The sequence below is a fragment of the Leisingera aquaemixtae genome, from assembly GCF_001458395.1.
Lineage (GTDB): Bacteria > Pseudomonadota > Alphaproteobacteria > Rhodobacterales > Rhodobacteraceae > Leisingera > Leisingera aquaemixtae.
In genome coordinates, this window is record NZ_CYSR01000021.1 from 369,318 (window position 1) to 389,841 (window position 20,524).

At 65.2% G+C, this 20,524-nt stretch carries 17 protein-coding genes; 2 read left to right on the plus strand and 15 right to left on the minus strand.

Features of this window, described 5'->3' with window-relative positions:
• Positions 1-115: 115 nt before the first annotated feature.
• Together PHA8399_RS10325 and PHA8399_RS10330 are read right to left on the minus strand one after the other, a co-directional pair.
• Complete coding sequence (locus PHA8399_RS10325; RefSeq protein ID WP_058286057.1) at positions 116-1,762, minus strand: peptidoglycan-binding protein; 1,647 nt, start codon at positions 1,760-1,762, stop codon at positions 116-118.
• A 170-nt stretch (positions 1,763-1,932) separates the two neighbouring features.
• The gene (locus PHA8399_RS10330; RefSeq protein ID WP_058286058.1) at positions 1,933-3,357 is read right to left on the minus strand and encodes an aminotransferase class V-fold PLP-dependent enzyme; all 1,425 of its coding nucleotides are present in this window, start codon (positions 3,355-3,357) and stop codon (positions 1,933-1,935) included.
• Between the two features lie 104 nt (positions 3,358-3,461).
• Here PHA8399_RS10330 and PHA8399_RS10335 point away from each other — a divergent pair, with 104 nt between their 5' ends.
• A complete protein-coding gene (locus PHA8399_RS10335) occupies positions 3,462-3,923 on the plus strand; it encodes an Lrp/AsnC family transcriptional regulator (protein ID WP_058286059.1) in 462 nt (153 codons plus the stop codon).
• 80 nt (positions 3,924-4,003) lie between these two features.
• Here PHA8399_RS10335 and PHA8399_RS10340 read toward each other — a convergent pair whose 3' ends face one another.
• The 4 genes from PHA8399_RS10340 to PHA8399_RS10355 all read right to left on the minus strand — a co-directional run bounded on the left by PHA8399_RS10340 (position 4,004) and on the right by PHA8399_RS10355 (position 7,883).
• On the minus strand, positions 4,004-4,576 hold the full coding sequence (locus PHA8399_RS10340) for a PA14 domain-containing protein (protein WP_058286060.1): 573 nt from the start codon (positions 4,574-4,576) through the stop codon (positions 4,004-4,006).
• A 164-nt stretch (positions 4,577-4,740) separates the two neighbouring features.
• Positions 4,741-5,361: a 30S ribosomal protein S4 gene (gene rpsD, locus PHA8399_RS10345; RefSeq protein ID WP_058286061.1), complete on the minus strand. Its 621-nt coding sequence runs from the start codon at positions 5,359-5,361 to the stop codon at positions 4,741-4,743.
• Between the two features lie 326 nt (positions 5,362-5,687).
• Entirely contained in the window at positions 5,688-6,761 is a 1,074-nt protein-coding gene (locus tag PHA8399_RS10350) for a Hint domain-containing protein (RefSeq protein WP_058286062.1), read from the minus strand.
• 204 nt (positions 6,762-6,965) lie between these two features.
• Entirely contained in the window at positions 6,966-7,883 is a 918-nt protein-coding gene (locus tag PHA8399_RS10355) for a LysR substrate-binding domain-containing protein (protein WP_058286063.1), read from the minus strand.
• Positions 7,884-8,105: 222 nt separating this feature from the next.
• On the opposite strand from PHA8399_RS10355, the gene katG reads away from it, so the two are divergent.
• Positions 8,106-10,313 carry a catalase/peroxidase HPI gene (gene katG, locus PHA8399_RS22935; protein ID WP_058286064.1) on the plus strand — a complete coding sequence of 736 codons (2,208 nt, stop codon included), beginning with the start codon at positions 8,106-8,108 and terminating at the stop codon, positions 10,311-10,313.
• A gap of 166 nt (positions 10,314-10,479) precedes the next feature.
• Here the strand turns inward: katG and PHA8399_RS10365 are convergent, their stop codons facing one another.
• The 9 genes from PHA8399_RS10365 to PHA8399_RS10405 form a co-directional block, all read right to left on the minus strand.
• Complete coding sequence (locus PHA8399_RS10365; protein WP_058286065.1) at positions 10,480-10,851, minus strand: cytochrome C oxidase subunit IV family protein; 372 nt, start codon at positions 10,849-10,851, stop codon at positions 10,480-10,482.
• Between the two features lie 9 nt (positions 10,852-10,860).
• Positions 10,861-11,577 (minus strand): heme-copper oxidase subunit III family protein, encoded by a 717-nt coding sequence (locus PHA8399_RS10370; RefSeq protein ID WP_058286066.1) that lies wholly within the window; start codon positions 11,575-11,577, stop codon positions 10,861-10,863.
• 13 nt (positions 11,578-11,590) lie between these two features.
• Entirely contained in the window at positions 11,591-12,289 is a 699-nt protein-coding gene (locus PHA8399_RS10375; RefSeq protein WP_058286067.1) for a cytochrome c oxidase subunit 3, read from the minus strand.
• Positions 12,286-14,061: a cbb3-type cytochrome c oxidase subunit I gene (locus PHA8399_RS10380; protein ID WP_058286068.1), complete on the minus strand. Its 1,776-nt coding sequence runs from the start codon at positions 14,059-14,061 to the stop codon at positions 12,286-12,288. Before PHA8399_RS10380 ends, PHA8399_RS10375 begins: the two co-directional genes overlap by 4 nt.
• 105 nt (positions 14,062-14,166) lie before the next feature.
• A complete protein-coding gene (locus tag PHA8399_RS10385) occupies positions 14,167-14,994 on the minus strand; it encodes a cytochrome c oxidase subunit II (RefSeq protein ID WP_058286069.1) in 828 nt (275 codons plus the stop codon).
• Positions 14,995-15,277: 283 nt separating this feature from the next.
• The gene (locus tag PHA8399_RS10390) at positions 15,278-17,107 is read right to left on the minus strand and encodes a BCCT family transporter (protein WP_058286070.1); all 1,830 of its coding nucleotides are present in this window, start codon (positions 17,105-17,107) and stop codon (positions 15,278-15,280) included.
• A gap of 77 nt (positions 17,108-17,184) precedes the next feature.
• Positions 17,185-18,195, minus strand: a complete 1,011-nt coding sequence (locus tag PHA8399_RS10395; RefSeq protein ID WP_058286071.1) for an Ldh family oxidoreductase — start codon at positions 18,193-18,195, stop codon at positions 17,185-17,187.
• A 12-nt stretch (positions 18,196-18,207) separates the two neighbouring features.
• Positions 18,208-18,837 (minus strand): DUF3726 domain-containing protein, encoded by a 630-nt coding sequence (locus tag PHA8399_RS10400; protein ID WP_058286072.1) that lies wholly within the window; start codon positions 18,835-18,837, stop codon positions 18,208-18,210.
• A complete protein-coding gene (locus PHA8399_RS10405; RefSeq protein WP_058286073.1) occupies positions 18,834-20,522 on the minus strand; it encodes a hypothetical protein in 1,689 nt (562 codons plus the stop codon). The genes PHA8399_RS10400 and PHA8399_RS10405 overlap by 4 nt, the downstream gene beginning before the upstream one ends.
• Between the last annotated feature and the right edge of the window lie 2 nt (positions 20,523-20,524).

Sequence of the window (20,524 nt, forward strand, 5' to 3'; positions counted from 1 at the left end):
CTCCTTAATTCCAACCCGTCATAACGGCCCAAACGCGGACGGGGAAGCACCAAGATGACGCTTCCCCCCAGGCTGCCGCCCCCCGCGGCAGCTCCCGCCGGCAGAACCGCTGGCGTTAATGCGCCGCGGCTGTCTTGGGCATCTTGCGCTTGGCCTCGGCCATGATGATCTTCTGGATCTGCTTGCGCAGCGCCATGTCCTTGCGCATCGCCTCGTTGGCCTGTTTCTGCATGGTCGACGCCGACTGCGAGCCGTCCGCGCCGGCCAGAGCTTCGCCTGCATATTTGCTGAGCGTCTTGCCGGAGATCTGCTTGGTAATCTCGCCATAGATGGCGTCGCCATGCAGCTTGATGAAATCCTCGGTGGCCTTGGTGCCGTATTTGGCAATCAGGTCCTTCTTGACCGCGCCTTCCATGGCGGCAGGCGCCAGCGTGGTCTTGAGGAACTTCTCGGCCGCGCCGGTGAAGCCGGAGGAGAACTTCTCCAGCGCCTTGCCGGCGCCTGCGGACATGATGCCCGCGGTCAGGATCTTGGCGATGCTTTCCTTGATTTCCTTGGTGTTGGGCGGGCGGCCCTTTTCGATCAGGGGTTTGGCGAGGCCGATGGTTTCCTTCAAGGCCTCTGTCACCATGGCTTCGCCGGCCTTGGATTTCAGGAACTTCTCGAAGAAGGCCTTGACCGCCTTCTTGGGCATCTCGCGGGAAAGCCTGGAGGCCGCGGCCTTGGCCAGATCATCGGCAAGGCCGGCAGAGAGCTTGGCCGTCAGTTTGCCGCCGGCCGCGCCCGCGAGGCCCGCGATGAAGCTGTCGATGAAGACCTTCTTGGCGGCGCCGTCCCAGGTGACGGTGTTGCCCGCCAGATGCTCACCCAGCTGGCCGGCGCTGGATTTCAGCGCCTCGATGCTGGCGGCGGCGATGGCGTGGGCCTTGGCGGGCGACATGCCCTTGGTCGCGACCAGGCGGGCGGTCATGTAGGTTTCGACGACGGCAAAGGAGACCTCGCGCACCACCTCCAGCTTCCAGACGATGGCGCCTGCGGTGCTGATGCGCTGGTCGATGAATTTCTTGAATGCCTTGCCGCCGGTGTTATAGGCCTTGGTTGCCTTCACATCCTGCTTGTAGACCTTTTTCCAGTCCGGTTTTTTCTTGCTGGTCAAGGTCTTGAGAAAACTCGCCTCAGAGCGGGCGTTCAGAATCGGGGTCCAGGGCGGATCGGTCTTGTCGTTGACCACGCTGACGGCGAATTCGGTCAGCGCGTTCAGGAAGGTCTCGTTGCCCTGGCGGGTGTTTTCCACATCGTTGCAGAAATCGACCCAGGATTCCGCCTGGCCGTACATCATTTCGGCCTTGGCCAGCAGCTTGCGGCGCAGTTCCTCCTGCCCGGCTTCAAACTCGGCCACGGTGATCAGCTTGGTCTTGCCGTTTTCGACAACCTCGACGCGTTCCACCTTGGTGTCGGCGGCGTGCATCGCGGCCAGTTTCGGCAGGCCCGCATTCCAGGTGCGCATGCCGGGATCGACAATGCCATCAGGCTTCTTGAAGCCCAGCTTCTTTTTCTGAAAATCGCGGATCATGGTGATCAGCCCGGCATCGCATTTGGTGCTGATCTCAACGGAATAGCCGTTTGCCTTGAGCATCAGGCGGACGAGTTCGACATCCGCGGGGGCGTTTTTCACCGGCTTGAATTTGCTTTCACCGGTTTTGGGGTCCGGCTTGGTAATCCGTTTCTTGTCGCCAACGGGGGCGGACAGCTTGAGAGCCATGACCTTGCTCCAACCAATTAACTACTGGATCAAGCGTGCCATGGCGCCGGCGCTCCGTCGCGGGGGATTTGGCAGAGACATTCCCCTTTAAATACCGGGGCCGGCTGCCTATATATCACAAGCATGTGAGGTGCTTTCCCGCCGCGGGAAAGCACCGCTTACGATTGGGCCTAGGCGGCCTGCGCCTTGAACCGTGCGGTCAGCGGGTCGGCGTCGTAACGGGCTGCAATCCCCCCCGCCTTCATCGTCAGGTCATTGACGCAAGTGATAAGGTATTGCGCTGTCTCCTCCTCCATCAGGTAGGAGAAGTTGAGCCGGACCCAGCCGGGCTTCTTCATCTCCTCGCCTGCCTGCAGGTCGGCAAACAGGGTTTCCGATTCCGGATGATTGATGCCCAGCAGCCGGTGCGCGTAAGGGCCTGCGCAAGCGCAGCCGCCGCGGGCCTGGATGCCGTAGACGTCGCTCAGCATGCGGGTGAACAGCTGCTGATGGACCGGCTTGCCGGCCGCGTCCGTCACCAGGAAGGAGAAGATCGGCAGCCGGTGCGCGCTGCGGTGGCCGAGGATGCGCAGGCGCGGGTTGGCGGACCAGCCGTCCCAGGCCATCTGCGCGAACTTCGCCTCGCGGGCCTCGATCTGGTCCTGACCCACCGCTTCCTTAACCAGAAACGCCAGGGCCGCGCGGATGTCGCCGATCACGTTGGGGGTTCCGGCCTCCTCGCGCGCAGCCAGATCCTGGCTGTATTCGTGCCGCCAGGGGGAGACGAAGCTGACGGTGCCGCCGCCCGGCCAGGACGGGCAGCGGCGGCGCACAGCGGACTGGTTGACGATCAGCACGCCAGAGGCGCCGGGGCCGCCCGGGAACTTGTGCGGTGAGACCACGACGGCGTCCTTGCGCGCTGCGCCGCCCGCGCCCATGTCAACCGGCAGATAGGGGCCGCCGCCGGCATAGTCCCAGACCGCCAGCGCGCCATGCGCGTGCAGCAGGCGGCTGATGGGATCGGGGTCCGTCACAATGCCGGTCACGTTGGAGGCGGCAGAAAAGCTGCCGATTTTCAGGTCGCTGTCCGCGTGCTGTTTCAGGGCCAGTTCCAGCACTGCCAGATCCGGGCCGCCCTCGGCTGCTTCGGGGATCTCCACCACCTCGGCCTTGCTCTCGCGCCAGGGCAGGATGTTGGAGTGATGCTCATAAGGGCCGATGAAAACCACTGGCCGCGCGGCCTCGTTGACGCCAAACAGGCTCACCAGCCGGTTGAGGCCCGCAGTGGCGCCGGAGCCGGTGAAGATCACCGCATCCTGTGCCGTGGCGCCGGTGAGACGGGCAATCTCGCTGCGCGCCTCGCGGCGCAGCCGGGTCATCTGGGTGCCGCAGTAGGACGCCTCGGTATGGGAGTTGGCGTAGAAGGGCAGCACCTGGGCGGCCACGAAATCCTCCACCTGGCGCAGGGCGCGGCCGGAGGCGACGTAATCGGCATAGACCAGCGGCACCTCGCCATCGAGACCGGGGATCATCACGCCGTCGCCAATCACGCTGCGGCCAAGGGTTCCGTCCTGTGCGGCCTGCCGGATTGTCTGTTTGAATGCTGCCAGGGTCATGTCGCGCCTCCGAAATCTGTGAGGCCACTATGAACGGAGTTTCGCGAGATAACTTTATCAATTACTGAGTGGATTGACCTATTATTGTGTCATATGATCCAATCATGACCAAATCGGCAGATCAAATTGACCTTGCGATCCTGAAGGCCCTGCAGCAGGACGCCAGCCTGTCGCAGCGCGAGCTGGCGGACAAGGTGGGGCTGTCGCAGAACGCCTGCTGGCGGCGGCTGAAGGCGCTGAACGAAAGCGGGCTGCTGAAAGGCTCCACCGCGCGGCTGGACCGCAAGCAGCTGGGGCTGGACCTGGTGGTGTTCGTGCTGCTGCGCACCCGGCACCATTCGGCGGAGTGGCTGCAAAAGTTCCGCCGCCATGTGCTGACGATCCCGGAGGTGGTGGATTTCCACCGGATCGGCGGCGATTACGATTATCAGCTGAAAGTGGTGACAGAGGACATGGCCAGCTACGACAAGGTCTATCAGCGGCTGATCTCGGGCGTGGAGCTGGACAGCGTGACCTCCTATTTCGCGATGGAAGCCATCGCCGAAGGCCGCCCGCTGCCGCTTTAGAAAAGGATGAAGCGGGGGCTCTGCCCCCAGCCCTGCGGGCTTCCCCCGGGATACTTCCGGCCAGAAGAAGACCCTATTGGTCAGTGACCGAAGGCGCTGTCCTTCATCCATTTCGGGCGCTTGCCGTCCGGACCCATGCGCATGTGCAGGCAGGCGGTGCCGAGGCGCTGGAAATAGAGGATATCGACCGGATACCAGCCGGCCGAAGGCACCTCGACCTTGGTCATGATGGTGCTGTCGCAGGACTGGCGGCCGTCAAATTCGCCCACGATCTGGCCGCCGATATTGGCCCGCAGCCCGTCGTTGGTCAGGAAGTCGATATTGTGGATGCCGGGCTGGTCGAACTTCACGTATCCGGTGATTCTGGCCGCCACATGCATCGGCCGCTTGGCGGTCAGGGTGTTCTGCCCCTCTTCGGTGTCGCGGTTGTCCAGTCCGGCGATGGGGCGGCCGCGCTCGCTGCCGATTTTCAGCGCCGAGGAGGCTTCGGCCAGTGTTTTCACGTCCTGCGGGTAGGCGTAGACCACCGCAAGACCGGGCTTGACGCCAGAGGGCTGCGGATTTGCGGGTGTGAGTTTCAGTGGTGCCGCGCCTGCCGCCGCCGCCAGAACCGTGAGCGCCGCCGCGGCAGCTGCCTTCATCATCAACTTCATGGGTCACTCCCTGTCGCTTTTGAGGAAGGATAGTACCAATGATGCCGCCGGACCACAGCTTTCCTTGCTGCCGCGCCGGGCGCCTGCGGCAAGGCGGCCGCGCCACAGAAAAAGGGCTGCCCGTTTGGACAGCCCTTCCGCCAGTTGCCCTGAGGGCAGCAGGCTTAGTTCTTGGCGTAGAATTCGACGACCAGGTTCGGTTCCATGATCACCGGATACGGCACGTCGCCCAGGGACGGGGTGCGCACGAAGGTTGCGGTCATCTTGGAGTGGTCGGCTTCGATGTAATCCGGCACATCGCGCTCAGCCAGCTGAACGGCTTCCAGAATGGCAACCATCTGCTTGGACTTGTCGCGGACCTCGATCACGTCGCCCTCTTTCACGCGGTAGGAGGGGATGTTCACGCGCTTGCCGTTGACCAGGACGTGGCCGTGGTTGACGAACTGGCGGGCCGCAAAGACGGTCGGCACGAACTTGGCGCGGTAGACGACGGCGTCCAGGCGGCGCTCCAGCAGGCCGATCAGGTTTTCACCGGTGTCGCCCTTCACACGCTCGGCTTCGCCGTAGATGCGGCGGAACTGCTTTTCGGTCAGGTCGCCGTAGTAGCCCTTCAGCTTCTGCTTGGCGCGCAGCTGGATGCCGAAGTCGGACAGTTTGCCCTTGCGGCGCTGGCCGTGCTGGCCCGGGCCGTAGTCGCGGCGGTTGACCGGGGACTTCGGGCGGCCCCAGATGTTTTCGCCCATGCGGCGGTCGATTTTGTACTTGGCAGACGTGCGTTTGGTCACGGCTGATCTCCTTCTAAAGTGGCATTGCAGCTGCTTCCGAAAACCGGCTCCCACTTTTCGGGCTGCAATCGCGTCTGCCACTGCACCGTCTGTGTGTACCTGTCCCAGGAGACCTGCAACAATCGAAGGGCGTTGTCCTCTTGCTCCGCATCCAGGATCCGGGCATGACAGGCATCCCCTTGCGGGGGCCACCAACACCAATGAAGCCGCGCTTATATCGGGGTTCGGGGCGGAGTCAACATGGCTGTGGCGCGAATGGTGCGAAAAACTGCATCCGCAGCGGGTCAGGCCGCCGCATGGCCCCCTGCCCCGTCCAGGCAAAGGCGTCAGGCAGCCTCGTGCCGCAGGATCGCCGCTTCGGACGGGCTGAGGCTTCGGCGGGCATAGGCGCCATAGGCCAGCGGGTTGCGCTCCAGCTCCGGCTGCAGGCGGAACAGTCTTTCCCTGTCCGCGCCGCTGAGCGCCGTGAGCGAGGCACTGGACGGGTGGAAGCTGTCGGTTTCCACCCCGTTGGCCCAGAGCACCTGATGGCTGGCCAGCATCAGGTGAATATAGGTGACTTCCCGCACCGAGGCATCGGGCAGGATCGTGCGGCCATTGACCAGATCGCCGGCCGCCACCAGCACCTCGGGCGTGTTGAACAGCGCCTGCACATGCGCGCCGCGCAGCAGCATCCGGTGATCGGGAGAGACCAGCAGTTCCTGCTCCGGCCGGCCGATCCCCAGGGCGCCTGCGTGAATGCGGACCGGGCGCAGCTGCGGCATCACATACAGGCGCGCACCGGTGATCCGGCGGGAGCCGATCCACAGGATCTCCTGCGCGCCGCTGTCGCGGGTCTGGACCCTATCGCCTTCGCGCAGCTGTTCCACCGGTTGCGGCCCGCTGGGGGTCGCAATCAGCGTGCCGGGGGTAAAGCAGATGACGCCGCCTTCGCCCTCGGCCCCGCTCTGGAGCTGGTCTGTACGGACGGCGCCAAGTGCGTGATGCACCACCCAGAGGTCGGTGCCGCGCGGCGGCAATTCACCGGCAAACATCACCAGCCGGGGCTGGCCCGGGCCGGTTTCAATCAGGGTGGCGGTGAAACTCTGCACGCCGTTGGTCACTGCGAAGCTGCTGTCCGGCAGCGCCGCGTCAGCCGCCGCCGCGCTGATGCCTGTCCGGTTCTGCAGCGCCGCGCCAACCAGCCGGCGCACCGACCGCGCCGCGCGGCGGCGCATCTCTGCATCGCCGTTTGCCATATCCAGCCGCGACAGCCCGGCCGGCCCGTCCACCCGCACGGCATCGCCATGCCAGGACCAGGCCGCGCCTGTAATCAGCGCGTCCACCGGCGCGGCCCGAAGGCCGTCGATCTCGGTTTGCGACCAGGACATAACAAACGTGCCGTGAAAGCCCGTTTTCATCTGCCTGTATGCCCGCTTCAGTGTGTTATTTTTTGCGGAACGTTAACGCAGTGTTCTTACTCCGGAAACTGCGATGCGGTTGAAACGCTTGTGAACGTGCCCTTTGCGCACCAATCTTCACTGGGTTGAAGCCGGGCTTGCGCCACTCAATCACCGGGGCGGCAAACCGGCGGCCGGGCGCCTGGAATACCCTCTCTCCGCGCCTCAGGTCATCGGGCTGTAACTGGCCCGCAGGGCATCGGCCGCCTGGCGCACCACGCCGACGACCTGCATCAGCTGCCGCGCCAGCGGGTTGCTGCGGCGCCAGATCATGCCGATGGTGCGGGCGGGCTGCGGGTCGCGGAAGCGGGCCACCGACACCACCGCCGAGCGGGTTTCAACCGGCACGGCCATTTCGGGAATGAGCGTCACGCCGATGCCGGCGCTGACCATCTGAACCAGCGTCGACAGGGAGCTGCCGTCCAGCAGCTCGCGCGGGGCGGCCGACTGCATGTTGCAGAAAGACAGCGCCTGATCGCGGAAGCAGTGCCCTTCCTCCAGCAGCAGGAGCCGCATTTCGCGCAAGCCCTCAGGCCCCGGAACCGGCTTGCCAGTATCCTCCCCCGGGCGCACCAGCACGAAGTCCTCGGAGAACAGCGGCACCTCCTCGAACGCAGGCTCAGAGACCGGCAGCGCCACGATGGCGGTGTCCAGACGCCCCTCGCCCAGTTCCTCCAGCAGCTTGGGGGTCACGGTTTCGCGCACCCGGATGTCGGCCTCCGGATACTGCCGGGTCAGCGTGCCGACAATGGAGGGCAGCAGATACGGCGCGATGGTGGGAATCACCCCGATCCGCAGCCGCCCGGCCAGCCCCTCGCGCGAGGCGCGGGCCAGCTCGCCCAGCTCATCCACCGAACGCAGGATGCCGCGCACCCTGACCGCCAGATCTTCGCCAAAGCTGGTCAGACGCACCTGGCGTGCCCCGCGCTCCACCAGCTGCACCCCCAGCACTTCCTCCAATTCTTTGATCTGAACCGACAAAGCGGGCTGAGACACCGCGCAGGTCTCTGCCGCGCGGCCGAAATGGCGGTGCTGTGCCAGCGCCTCGAAATAGCGCATCTGGCGGAGGGTCACGTTTATCATAGGATTTGCTTATCACTGTGATGAATAAATGCAACTTAATCCAATGGATTTCCTCTGCTAGCCTCACCGCACGAAGACAGGGAAAACCGGCAGCAGCTTTGCCGCGCGCGCAGCCTCATGGCGGGGCTGCGGCAGCGCGCTGGCCCGGAGCCGCAGAACGGATCCCGGGGCGCTTCTGTCGCGTAGCGCGTCAACAACTGCAGCCACGATCGGAGACAAAAAATGGACGGAAATACTCCCCAAGGAAAATGCCCGGTGTTTCACGGCGCTGCCGCAACCGGCGGCACCACCAACAAGCATTGGTGGCCGAACCTCTTGAACCTGAAGGTTCTGCACCAGCATTCGGCTGCGTCGAACCCGATGGGGGCTGATTTCAACTATGCCGAAGAGTTCAAGAAGCTGGACCTGAAGGCGGTGAAGCAGGACCTGCACGCGCTGATGACCGACAGCCAGGACTGGTGGCCTGCGGACTATGGCCATTACGGGCCGCTGTTCATCCGCATGGCGTGGCACAGTGCCGGCACCTACCGCACCGCCGACGGGCGCGGCGGCGGCGGCACTGGCAGCCAGCGCTTTGCGCCGCTGAACAGCTGGCCGGACAATGGCAACCTGGACAAGGCGCGCCGCCTGTTGTTTTTTTTCAAGCAGAAGACGGCATACGAGATCTCCTGGGGGGACCTGATGATCCTGGCCGGCAACTGCGCCATTGAATCGATGGGCGGCCCGGTGTTCGGCTTTGGCGGCGGCCGCGCGGATGTGTGGGAACCGGAGGAAGACGTCTATTGGGGGGCGGAGACCGAATGGCTGGCCACCAGCGACCAGCCCAACAGCCGCTATTCCGGCGAGCGCGACCTGGCCAACCCGCTGGCGGCGGTGCAGATGGGGCTGATCTACGTGAACCCGGAAGGCCCGGACGGCAACCCGGACCCGGTCGCCTCGGGCAAGGACGTGCGCGAGACCTTCAGCCGCATGGGCATGAATGACGAGGAAACCGTGGCGCTGGTGGCGGGCGGCCACACCTTCGGCAAGGCGCATGGCGCCGGCGATCCCGAACTGGTCAGCACGGAGCCGGAGGGCGCGGACATTGAGCACATGGGGCTTGGCTGGCTGAATTCGCACGGCACCGGGAACGCGGCTGACACCACCACCTCTGGCATTGAAGGGGCCTGGAAGCCCAACCCGACCAGTTGGGACATGGGGTATTTCGACGTGCTGTTCGGCTATGAGTGGAAACTGGTCAAAAGCCCGGCCGGTGCGAACCAGTGGCAGGCGCAGGACGTGAAGCCCGAGCATATGGTGGTGGATGCCCATGACCCCAGCAAAAAGCATGCGCCGATGATGACCACCGCCGATATGTCGATGCGGATGGATCCGGATTATGAGAAGATCTCGCGCGATTTCCACGCCAACCCGGAGAAATTCGCCGACGCCTTTGCCCGCGCCTGGTTCAAGCTGTGCCACCGCGACATAGGGCCCAAGTCGCGCTATCTGGGCGAGGAAGTGCCGGCGGAGGACCTGATCTGGCAGGACCCGGTGCCTGCGGTGGATCACCCGCTGGTGGAAACGGACGACGTTGCCGACCTCAAGGCCAAGGTGCTGGCCTCCGGGCTTACGGTGCCGGAACTGGTCTCCACCGCCTGGGCCTCGGCCTCGACCTTCCGCGGCTCCGACATGCGCGGCGGCGCCAATGGCGCGCGCATCCGGCTGGAGCCGCAGAAGGACTGGGAGGTGAACGAGCCTGAAAAACTGGCAAAGGTGCTGAAGGTTCTGGAAGGCATCCAGAGCGATTTCAACGGGAGCGCATCCGGCGGCAAGAAGATCTCAATGGCCGATCTGATCGTGCTGGCGGGCGGCGCCGCGGTGGAAGAGGCCGCCAAGGCCGCAGGCCATCCGGTTGAGGTACCGTTTACTCCGGGCCGGACCGATGCCAGCCAGGAGCAGACCGACATCGAAGGCTTTGCCGTGCTGGAGCCGGAGGCCGATGGTTTCCGCAACTACCAGAAGGCGGACTACAGCATTCCGGCCGAGAAGATGCTGGTGGACCGGGCGCAGCTCCTGACCCTCAGCGCGCCGGAGATGACGGCGCTGATTGGCGGCCTGCGGGTGCTGGGGGCCAACCACGGCGGCGCGGCGCATGGGGTGTTCACGGACCGGGCCGGCACGCTGAGCACCGATTTCTTCACCAATATCCTGGACATGAGCGTGCAGTGGAAGCCGGCCGGCGACGGCACCTATGAGGGCCGTGACCGTGCCAGCGGCGAAGTGAAATGGACCGCCACCCGCGCCGATCTGGTGTTCGGCTCCAACTCGCAGCTGCGGGCGCTGGCCGAGGTCTATGCGCAGGATGACTTCCAGGATGCGTTTGTGCAGGACTTTGTTGCGGCCTGGGTCAAGGTGATGAACGCAGACCGGTTTGATCTGGCGGCGTAAACACGGCCCATCGCGCAAACAGGGCGCTCCGGGAAACCGGGGCGCCTTTCTCATTGCACGGCCTAGGAACAACACTGAGGGCAGCGCCTGACCCTGGGTGGGCGTGAAGCGCCCTCCCGTGGGGAGGGTCGGGCGCTGCCCGGCCTACGGCCGGGCGGAACGGTCGTTACTCAGGCGCCCCTGCCCCCTGCCCAAGTTCAATCACCCGGGTGCCGGCGGTGTAATCCGACTCGATGATCAGAATCGCCAGCAGCCCGATCAGCGCCAGCGGCGGCAGCAGGATCGCGTAGATCAGCGCCAGCCGCTCCCAGGCCATATGCATGAAGACGGCGATGATCAGCCCCGCCTTCAGCACCATGAAGATCAGGATCAGGCTCCAGCGCAAGAGCCCCTGCAGCTGTGCGTAATCCACCCAGTACGAGCCGGCGCTGAGGATGAACAGCAAGACCCAGACCACGAAGTAAAGCTTGATCGGATGCTGCTGCCCCTCGTCATGCGCCACATGCCGGGTTGCCAATGCGTGCGGTGTGTCTGTCATGGCGGCCCCCTACCACAGATAGAAGAATGCAAAGATGAAGACCCAGACCAGGTCGACGAAATGCCAGTACAGCCCCATGATCTCGACCGCCTCGTAATCGCCGTTGCCCGCCGACATCCAGCTGCGCTGGTCGCGATCAAATTCTCCGCGCCAGACCTTGAGGGCGACGATGATCAGAAAAATCACCCCAATGGTCACATGGGTGCCGTGAAAGCCGGTGATCATGAAGAAGCTGGCGCCGAATTGCTCCGCCCCCCAGGGGTTGCCCCAGGGGCGCACGCCCTCGGAAATCAGCTTGGACCATTCAAACGCCTGCATCCCCACGAAACACGCGCCCAGCGCGGCGGTCGCAAACATCAGCGCGGCGGTCGCCTTGCGCGCCTTGCGGTAGGCGCAGTTCACCGCCATCGCCATGGTGCCGGAGGAGGAGATCAGCACAAAGGTCATGATGGCGATCAGGATCAATGGCAGGTCGCGGCCGCCGATGTGCAGGGCAAAAACCTCGCTGGCGTTGGGCCATTCGGCATTGGTGGAGCTGCGGGCGGTCAGATAGGCGACCAGGAAGCAGGCAAAGATAAATGTGTCGCTGAGCAGCAGGATCCACATCATCGCCTTGCCCCAGGAGACCTTTTTGAACGCCCGCTGGTCCGAGCTCCAGTCGGCGGCGAAACCGCTGTGCCCCTGTTGCAGCAGTGTCTGGTCCTGGCCTTGCAGCGGATGGTCCATCAGTCTCCCTCCCTCAAGTCACGGCGGCGCGGCACAGCGCCAGAAAGGCGTTGCCCCAGCCCTGAAGCAGCGCAAACAGCATCAGCCAGAACGCCAGCAGCCCGTGCCAGTAAAGCGCGCAGAGCCGCACCCCCGGCAGCAGCGCCTTGACGTCCCCGCCGCCGGCGTGGCGCAGGCAGATGGCCGCCAGCGCGATGATGCCGCCCAGCACATGCAGCCCGTGCAGGCCGGTGATCAGGTAGAAAAAGCTGGCCGCCGGGGGGCCGTCCAGCGGGTAGCCGCCGCTGGTCAGCGCAATCCACACCTGCGCCTGCCCGGCCAGAAAGGCGAGCGTGGCGATGCTGGCGGCAATCAGGCTGGCGCGCAGCCAGCGCGTGGTGCCCGCCCGCGCGGAGATCACCACGAACTGCATGAACAGGCTGGCCAGCAGCAGCAGCGCCGTATTGAGCCAGACCCGGCCGGGCAGCGGCACCAGTTCCCACGGCGTCTCGTCGATCTGCATGACAAAAGCACTGCCAAGCATCGCAAACAGCCCGCCGGCCACGGCGAGGAAGACGGCGATGAAGATGAAGCCCGGCGCGCGCCCCGGGCCATGGCCCGCCAAGGGGGCAATGCCGGTTTCCAGCCAGGGCTTGGAGGCCAGGCGTTGCTGCGACAGCCACAGCCCGGCGGCCAGGGCGACCAGCACCAGGAAGGCCAGGATGACCGTCACAGCCGCCTCCCCCCGCTGTCCGGCACCCAGGGATCGTTCTGGGCGACGTAATCCTTGGGCGCGCCGGGCACGCTGTAGTCATAGGCCCAGCGGTAGACGTTGGGCAGGTCATCCCCCCAGTTGCCATGCCGCGGCGGCGTTTCCGGCGTCTGCCACTCCAGCGAGGTGGCGCGCCAGGGGTTGCCGCCCGCCGCAAGCCCGTGACGCAGGCTCCAGAAGATGTTGAACAGGAACAGCACCTGCACCGCGCCGACAATCAGCGCGGCGGAGGAGATGAAGGCATTGAGCCCGTCCACCGGCGCGGTCAGGAAGGCCGGCTCGCCGATCTCGAAATAGCGGCGCGGCACCCCGACGAGGCCGACATAGTGCATCGGGAAGAATACCGCATAGGCCCCGATGAAGGTGACCCAGAAGTGGATCTGGCCCATCGCCTCATTCAGCATCCGTCCGGTGATCTTGGGATACCAGTGGTAGATCGCGCCGAAGATCACCATGATCGGCGCCACCCCCATCACCATGTGGAAATGCGCCACCACGAACATGGTGTCGCTGAGCGGCACATCGACCACCACGTTGCCCAGGAACAGCCCCGTCAGCCCGCCGTTCACGAAGGTCACGATGAAGCCCAGCGCAAACAGCATCGGCAGGGTCAGGTGGATGTCGCCCTTCCACAGGGTCAGGATCCAGTTGTAGACCTTGATCGCGGTCGGGATCGCGATGATGAGCGTGGTGGTGGCGAAGAAGAAGCCGAACCACGGATGCATGCCCGAGACATACATGTGGTGCGCCCAGACGATGAAGCTGAGCGCGCCGATGATGACGATGGCCCAGACCATCATCCGGTAGCCGAAGACATTCTTGCGCGCATGCACCGCGATCAGGTCGGAGACGATGCCGAAGGCGGGCAGCGCCACGATATAGACCTCCGGATGGCCAAAGAACCAGAACAGGTGCTGGAAGGCAATCGGGCTGCCGCCGCCGTAGCTCAGCTTTTCGCCCAGCTCCACCAGCGTTGGCATGAAGAACGACGTGCCCAGCAGCCGGTCGAACAGCATCATCACGCAGGCCACGAACAGCGCCGGGAACGCCAGAAGCGCCATCACCGTTGCGGTGAAGATGCCCCAGACCGTCAGCGGCAGCCGCATCATCGTCATGCCGCGGGTGCGGGCCTGCAGCACGGTGACGGCATAGTTCAAACCGCCCATGGTAAAGCCGATGATGAACAGAATGAGCGACACCAGCATCAGGATGATGCCGCTTTGCGCGCCGCCCGGCGTGCCCGACAGCACCGCCTGCGGCGGGGACAGCGTCCAGCCCGCGCCGGTCGGCCCGCCGGGAACAAAGAAGCTGGCCACCAGCACCAGCACCGCCAGCAGGTAGATCCAGTAGCTGAGCATATTGACGAAGGGAAACACCATGTCGCGGGCGCCGACCATCAGCGGGATCAGGTAATTGCCGAAACCGCCGAGGAAGATCGCGGTCAGCAGATAGATCACCATGATCATCCCGTGCATGGTGACGAACTGGTAATAGGCCTCGGGCGTGATGAAGTCGAACAGCCCCGGAAAGCCCAGCTGCAGCCGCATCAGCCAGGACAGCACCAGCGCCACCAGGCCGATGGCCGCGGCGGTGCCGGAATACTGGATGGCGATGTATTTGGCGTCCTGCGAGAAAACATATTTGCCAATCCAGCTGTGCGCATGCGGCGGCATCACATCGGCAACTTCGCGCGGCGGCAGATTGCTGTCGTGTTCAGGCAGGATGTCGGTCATTGCAGGACTCCATCGCGTTTGCGTCCCGCCCGGCTGAAGGCCGGGCAGTGCCCGACCGCCCCCATGGGCGGGCACTTCGTTTCCGCCCGCGGCCGGGCACTGCCCTCACCGTTCTGCCAGCCTTGTCGCGGGTTCAGACGCCGTGCGGGCGTAGTCTTCAAAGGTCAGCTGCTCCTGCAGCCATTCCTGGTATTCCGCGGCCTCCACCACGGTCACGAAACCGCGCATGAAGGGATGCGCGGTGCCGCAGTATTCGGCGCAAAGCGCCTCGAAATTGCCGGTGCGGGTCGGGGTGAACCAGATGTAGGTGACCATGCCCGGCACCATGTCCATCTTGGCGCGGAACTCGGGCACGTAGAAATTGTGCAAGACGTCGATGGAGCGCAGCAGCAGTTTGACCGGCTGATCCACCGGCAGATAGACCTCGCCGCCCTCGATGATGAGGTCATCCTTGCCGAAGCGGTCATGCGGGTTGACGCCCAGGGGGTTTTCGCCGCTCACCCATTCCGCGTCCGCTGTGCCCAGCACGCCGTCGGCGCCGGGCAGCCGGTAGGCCCAGTTCCACTGCTGGCCGAAGACTTCCAGCTCGCTGGCGTTCGCGGGCACGGTGACGAACTGCTTCCACACGAACAGCCCCGGCACCAGCATCGCAGCCACGCCAACGGCGGTCACTGCTGTCAGCCACCACTCAAGCCGCTTGTTTTCCGGATCGAACTCAGCCTTGTGGCCCGGCCGGTGCCGGAATTTCCAAACGCAATAGGCCGTGAACAGCACCACCGCGGCGAACACCGCACCAGTGATCCAGAAGGTTATTACCAGCGTGTTGTCGATATAGTCCCAGTTCGACGCGATCGGCGTCCACCACCACGGGCTGTACAGATGGAACGCAACGGACCCCGCCACGATCAGCACAAGCACGACCGCAATCAGCATCCCGCCCCCTTTCCCCCGCTCCCCGGACACATCCAAGGCCGAAAAGGCAGGTTCAATCGGTAAGAGAAGGCAGTATACGCCGGTTTCACAAATTAATCCAGAAACGGAAGATTTTGCGCCCCTGACGCTAAAAACTTTCCGTTTTCACGCAATTCGCCAAACGAACCGGACGCGGCCGCCTCCGGAGGACGGCGCCGCTGCTGTCAGATGTCCGGAAACAGTAAGGGGCCGGAGGGAATGTTCCCCCCGGCCCCGGCACCGCCCGCAAGGACGGCTGGCGTGCTTATTCGGCAGGCGCGCGTTCTGCGGCCTTTTCGCGCTGACCATCGCGGAACAGCGCCTTGGCCAGTGAGATGCACATCAGGCCCATCACCATGGTGAACGGCAGCGCACCGATGATCATCGCGCTTTTCAGCGCTTCCATCGGATCCGCTCCGCCGTTCTGCTTGCCTGCAAACAGCAGGGTGCCGATCACGGCGGTCAGGATCAGGCCCCAGACGATCTTGTGCTTGTTGCCGATGTTCTGGTCGCCGCCGGACATGATGGTGTTCATCACCAGAATGCCGGAGTCCGCCGAGGTGACCAGGAAGGTCATGATCAGCACCACGCACATGATGGTGATGCCGGACAGCAGGCCGCCGTCGATCATGCTTTGCAGGGTTACGAACAGCTTGGCGGTGTTCGAGGCGCCGATGATCGCACCTTCGGCCGCGCCGTTCAGTTCCAGGTCGATGGCGGTGCCGCCCAGGATGGTCATCCAGGCAAAGCAGACCAGCGCAGGGGCGAGCACGCAGCCGACGATGAATTCACGCACCGAGCGGCCGCGGGAAATGCGCGCCAGGAACAGGCCCACGAAGGGCGAGAACGCGATCCACCAGGCCCAGTAGAAGGTGGTCCAGCCGGCCTGCCAGCCGAACTGGCGCTGCGGCTCGCCCGCGGCATAGGCCGCCGACAGCACGTCGTCGGACAGAGCAGCGGCTTCGCCCTCCAGACCGGACTTGAAGCCTTCGAAGGAGCCCCAGGCGTTGGTGGCACCGCCGCGCAGCGCATCGGCATAGGGGGCGGCCTCAGCCGGCAGCGCCGCCGAGAACTCAGCCGCGGATTGCGGGCCGAAAGCGCCGAAGCTCAGCGCCGTGAAGTTCAGGATGTAGTCCACAATGGCCGAGGCGTAGGTGCTCATGGCGAACACGAAGGAGCCGAAGACCACGAAGACCAGCAGCAGGATGATCGACAGGACCAGGTTCAGGTTCGACAGATACTTCACGCCGCGGCCGACGCCGGACACCGCCGAGATGATCGACAGCCCCATGATCGCGAACAGGCCGGCCAGCAGGCCAACGGTGCCCGGTGCAGGCGCGTCGCCGCTCATGTCCATCATCCATTCCATGCCGGTGATCGCGTAAAGGCCGTCCACGAACTGCGACACGCCGAAGCCGATGGTCACGGACACGCCCAGGATGGTGGCGACAACGCCCAGCACGTCAACGACGTGGCCCAGGAAGCCGTTCATCAGCTTGCCGAACAGCGGCGTCAGCGCGGTGCGGATGGTCAGCGGCATCCCGCGGGTATAGGCGTAGTAGGCCAGCGACAGGCCGGTCACCACGTAGATCGCCCAGGCATGGAAGCCGTAATGCAGGAAGGTGTAGCGGAAGCCGGACTGAATGGCCTCCTCGCTGTTCGCTGCGACCTCCTGCGACAGCACCACCGGGTTGGACCCCCACAGGCCCAGCGGCTCTGCGGTGGCGAACACCATCAGGCCGACGCCCAGACCGGCGCCGAACATCATCGAGAACCAGGAAAAGTCCGAGAACTCCTTCGGCTCGCCCGGGGCCCCCATGATCCGCTTACCGGTTTGCGGCAGCGCGGCGACCACAAACAGGAAAAAGGCGAAGAAGCCGACGATGATGATGTAAAAGGCGTTGAAGTCCTCCAGAATACGCCAGTTCAGGCTGCCGAGCACGCCGGTGGCGTTTGCCGGCCAGACCAGGGCCCAGAGCACCAGCGCGACCATGATCCCCTTGCTGAGCAAGGCAATCTCGACGCTGTGCCCCTCGTAGAAGCCGCCGTTGGAGGTCTTGATCTCCAAATCGGTAAAAGGTTGCTTAATTGACATGCGTTTCCTCCCGTTTCGCACGTGCCGCACCGGGGTGCGGAATGTCCGGCGGGGTGCGGCCCCGCCGGGGATTGGCGTCAGCCCAACAGAGCTTTGATCCTGTCCAGCGTTGCCACGCTGACCGCGACGCCTTGGTCCCGGGCCTTGATCCGCTTGCCGCGGCGCCCGTCGCCTGGCAGATGTGCGCCAGGCTGTGCCCGCACCGCGCCCACGATTCCGACCATTCCGGCACGAAATGTGTCATTCGAGGTTGCTGAGGGGTCGATTGCGATGAACATCTGGCCGGTTTTCGGCGGACCGCCTGCGGTGCCGGAGAACGGCGAGGCATTGATGCCCAGCGTGGCACCGGTCAGCGCGGCGGCCATGATCTCGGTCAGCAGCGCCACCCCGACGCCCTTGTAGCCGCCCGAAGGCGCCATCGAGCCCTTGAGGCCCGCGTCCGGGTCTGTGGTCGGGTTGCCGTCTGCATCCAGCGCCCAGCCCAGCGGAATCTCCTTGCCCTCGCGGGCGTGTTTCATCACCTCGCTCTTGGCGATGGTGCTGGCGCTTTGGTCGATCAGCAGCTCCGGCTCGCCGTCCTCGCCCGGCACCGCAACCGAGAACGGGTTGGTGCCGACCACCGGCTTCTTGCCGCCCGATGGCGCAATTGAGGCGGGCGCATTGGTGAAGCCCAAGCCCACCAGCCCGGCGCGGGCCAGGCGGGCGGTGTGGTAGCCCAGCACGCCGCAGTTGTAGCTGTTGCGGATGGCCAGAACTGCGATGCCCTGCTCGCGGGCTGCCGGGATCAGCGCTTCAAAGCCTGCGTCGATGGCCGGATGGGCGAAGCCGGTGGCGGCGTCCACCGCGACGACGCCGGGGCGCGGGCGGGACAGAACCGGCACCGCCTGCCCGTCCACCTTGCCGCATTGCACATGCTCCGCATAGATCGGGATGTAGGCGAGGCCATGGCTGGCCACCCCATCCGCCTCGGTCGCGGCGGTGGCAACTGCCAAGGGCCGCGCATTCGCCTCTGACGTGCCTGCCGCCACCAGGGCGCGGAACGACAGGTCCTCGATCTCGGCAAGGGTCAGGGTTCGGGTCTCGGTCATCTCGGTGCCTTCTCAGTCGTTGTCGGACAGCCCGGCGCCGGCGCCCAGCAGGCGCGACTCCTCGGTGGCCGGAGCGTAGGATTTATGGGCAAAGCGGTTGAGCGCGGCCCAGGCCGCCTCCGCCGGTTCGGCGCGGGTGCGGCCGGGGTTCGGGTCTGGCAGGCTGCCCGCGGCGCCGATGGTCAGGCGGGCGGCCGCGTCCGGCAGGGTGCCTTCGCAGTGCAGGGCGGCGCCGTCGGTGACAGCCTGGAAGCCCTCGCCCGCAACCGTGACGCAGGCGCCAAGCTGCCGTGCGGCCGTTGCGGCAAAGGGCAGGATCATCGCAGGCTGGGCAACTGGGCCGATGGCCATTGGCATGTCCCGCAGCCGCGCCGCGCAGTCGGACAGCGCCGCGCCGGTTGCCAGCGGACAGAGCGGCGCGTCTGCCAGCCAGTCACCCTCGATGCCTTGCGGGGCGTGAGCCTGCAGCTCAGCTGCAAAGCCGGCCTCCAGCAGCCGGGCCAGCACCGCCGCGCCGTCCAGCCCCTGCGCGCACAGCCAGCGGGTGGCCTTGGCGGCTTCCTCGGCCAGCCCCCAGTCATACCCCGCCCCGCGGGCGGCGCGTTTTGCGGTGGCTTCCACTTCGTTCAGCGCATAGCTCATTGGTCTGCCTCCGGGTATACCCACAGGTCGGCGTTGGCGGTGGTCAGGTCTTCAGGGTAAGGCGCGCCCGCATACATGCAGATCCGCACCCAGCGGTCGGAGCGCGGGTCAAAATGGGTAGCGCCGAAGAACGACAGTTTCGCCCGCAGCATGTCGACCGGCAGCACCCGGTCGCTGATGGTGTTGCTGCGGATTTCACCGTAGGGGGCGGCTTGGCTCATCTGCGCCCGGCGCACGGTGTGGCGGTGTTCCGGGTGGCGCAGCAGGAAGGCCGCGACGGGCGCCTCGGCGTCCCAACCGGCCAGCGCGGCATGGGCCAAGGCTGCGTCACGGGCCGGCGCCAGCGGCTGTTCGTAATTGGCGATGGGCTCGTCGAAGCGTTCGCCCATGCGCGGCTCCAGCTTCTCTTCCGAGACATACCAGGCGCGGGCGCAGTTTTCGCGGGCCCCCCAGTCCAGATCCAGTGCCCAGCCAAAGCTGTCTTGCAGCAGGCTGCGGACCTGCGAAACCGGCATTGCGCCATTGATGATGAAGGCGTCTTTGTTGGCGTCGGCCATGCAGTCGGACAGACCGTCCACCAGCTCCGCATAGGGTTCGAGGATCAGCGAGGCCGCCAGTTCCTGCCCTTCCAGGCTCAGCGCTGTCCCGCTCCAGCGGATCAGCCGGTCCCAGGGGCGGTCATTGCGCAGATCATCTGATGCCACCCAGGCCGCCAAGGCCTCAAGATCCTTGCGAAGGCTCGCCAGCTTTTCGATCTGCACCGGGTGCTCCGAATGCCAGCGCGCCGCCGACAATTCGCTTCGCCGCAGCATCCGGCGGAAGCAGGCGGCTTCTTCCGCGGTGGCGGTCTCGACGGAACGCACCCGGGCAATCGCCTCTTCCCGCGCCATGATCCAGTTGTTGAACAGCACCGGGTGGTTGACGATGTAGGGCGCCATGCCAAGGCCGGTGGAGTTGCCGATCCCCAGCCGCTGCGCGGTTTCGGGCGCCAGCGGCACGGCGTTCTCGCCGCCCTTGGCACGGGCCATATGCTCCACCAGATCACGGACGAAGACACGGGTCAGGTAAACCGACAGCATCTCTGCCTGGAACGGCGCGCTGAGTTCGGGGCGGTCCGCGATGGCCTCCCGGTCGGCAGCGCCCAGCTTGCCGGAGCCGTAGACGGCGGTGGTGCGCATCAGGTAGCCGACGGCATCCGCCTGCGCCGAGTCCGGCTGCCGGCCCTGCGACAGCGCATCGACGAAATGCGCCCACAGGCGCACTGAACGGTTGGCGCGGGAAACAGACAGGGATTTCTCGTTGACCCGGCCCGCCTCCTGATACGGCACGTTCTTCGACAGACGCTCAATATCCGCATCCGTTGGCACCCCGTCGAACAGGGTGAAGGTCGCATCCCAGGCGGTGGCGATCACCCGGTCGGAGCGCATTTCCGGCGGCAGGTCGTGGGCGAAGGCAATCAGGGAATAGGTCCGCGCGGGGCCGGTCGCGGTATAGACCGCCACACCGACACCCTTGGCATCAATATCAAACTTCGGGCGCGCAAAGCTCCAGTTTTCCCGGGCCATGCGCCGTGTCAGCACCCGCATGAAGCTGAGGCGGCACTGGTGCAGGGAGCCGAGACGGCTGAGGCGCATGACCTGCGCCGGGTTCCGTCGTGATATCGTTGTCTGCGCGGTTGGTTCCATGA

Coding starts and splice junctions, on each gene's coding strand:
- PHA8399_RS10325 (WP_058286057.1), bottom strand. CDS start 1,762: ATGGCTCTCAAGCTGTCCGCCCCCGTTGGCGACAAGAAACGGATTACC.
- PHA8399_RS10330 (WP_058286058.1), bottom strand. CDS start 3,357: ATGACCCTGGCAGCATTCAAACAGACAATCCGGCAGGCCGCACAGGAC.
- PHA8399_RS10335 (WP_058286059.1), top strand. CDS start 3,462: ATGACCAAATCGGCAGATCAAATTGACCTTGCGATCCTGAAGGCCCTG.
- PHA8399_RS10340 (WP_058286060.1), bottom strand. CDS start 4,576: ATGAAGTTGATGATGAAGGCAGCTGCCGCGGCGGCGCTCACGGTTCTG.
- PHA8399_RS10350 (WP_058286062.1), bottom strand. CDS start 6,761: ATGAAAACGGGCTTTCACGGCACGTTTGTTATGTCCTGGTCGCAAACC.
- PHA8399_RS10355 (WP_058286063.1), bottom strand. CDS start 7,883: ATGATAAACGTGACCCTCCGCCAGATGCGCTATTTCGAGGCGCTGGCA.
- katG (WP_058286064.1), top strand. CDS start 8,106: ATGGACGGAAATACTCCCCAAGGAAAATGCCCGGTGTTTCACGGCGCT.
- PHA8399_RS10365 (WP_058286065.1), bottom strand. CDS start 10,851: ATGACAGACACACCGCACGCATTGGCAACCCGGCATGTGGCGCATGAC.
- PHA8399_RS10370 (WP_058286066.1), bottom strand. CDS start 11,577: ATGGACCATCCGCTGCAAGGCCAGGACCAGACACTGCTGCAACAGGGG.
- PHA8399_RS10380 (WP_058286068.1), bottom strand. CDS start 14,061: ATGACCGACATCCTGCCTGAACACGACAGCAATCTGCCGCCGCGCGAA.
- PHA8399_RS10385 (WP_058286069.1), bottom strand. CDS start 14,994: ATGCTGATTGCGGTCGTGCTTGTGCTGATCGTGGCGGGGTCCGTTGCG.
- PHA8399_RS10390 (WP_058286070.1), bottom strand. CDS start 17,107: ATGTCAATTAAGCAACCTTTTACCGATTTGGAGATCAAGACCTCCAAC.
- PHA8399_RS10395 (WP_058286071.1), bottom strand. CDS start 18,195: ATGACCGAGACCCGAACCCTGACCCTTGCCGAGATCGAGGACCTGTCG.
- PHA8399_RS10400 (WP_058286072.1), bottom strand. CDS start 18,837: ATGAGCTATGCGCTGAACGAAGTGGAAGCCACCGCAAAACGCGCCGCC.
- PHA8399_RS10405 (WP_058286073.1), bottom strand. CDS start 20,522: ATGGAACCAACCGCGCAGACAACGATATCACGACGGAACCCGGCGCAG.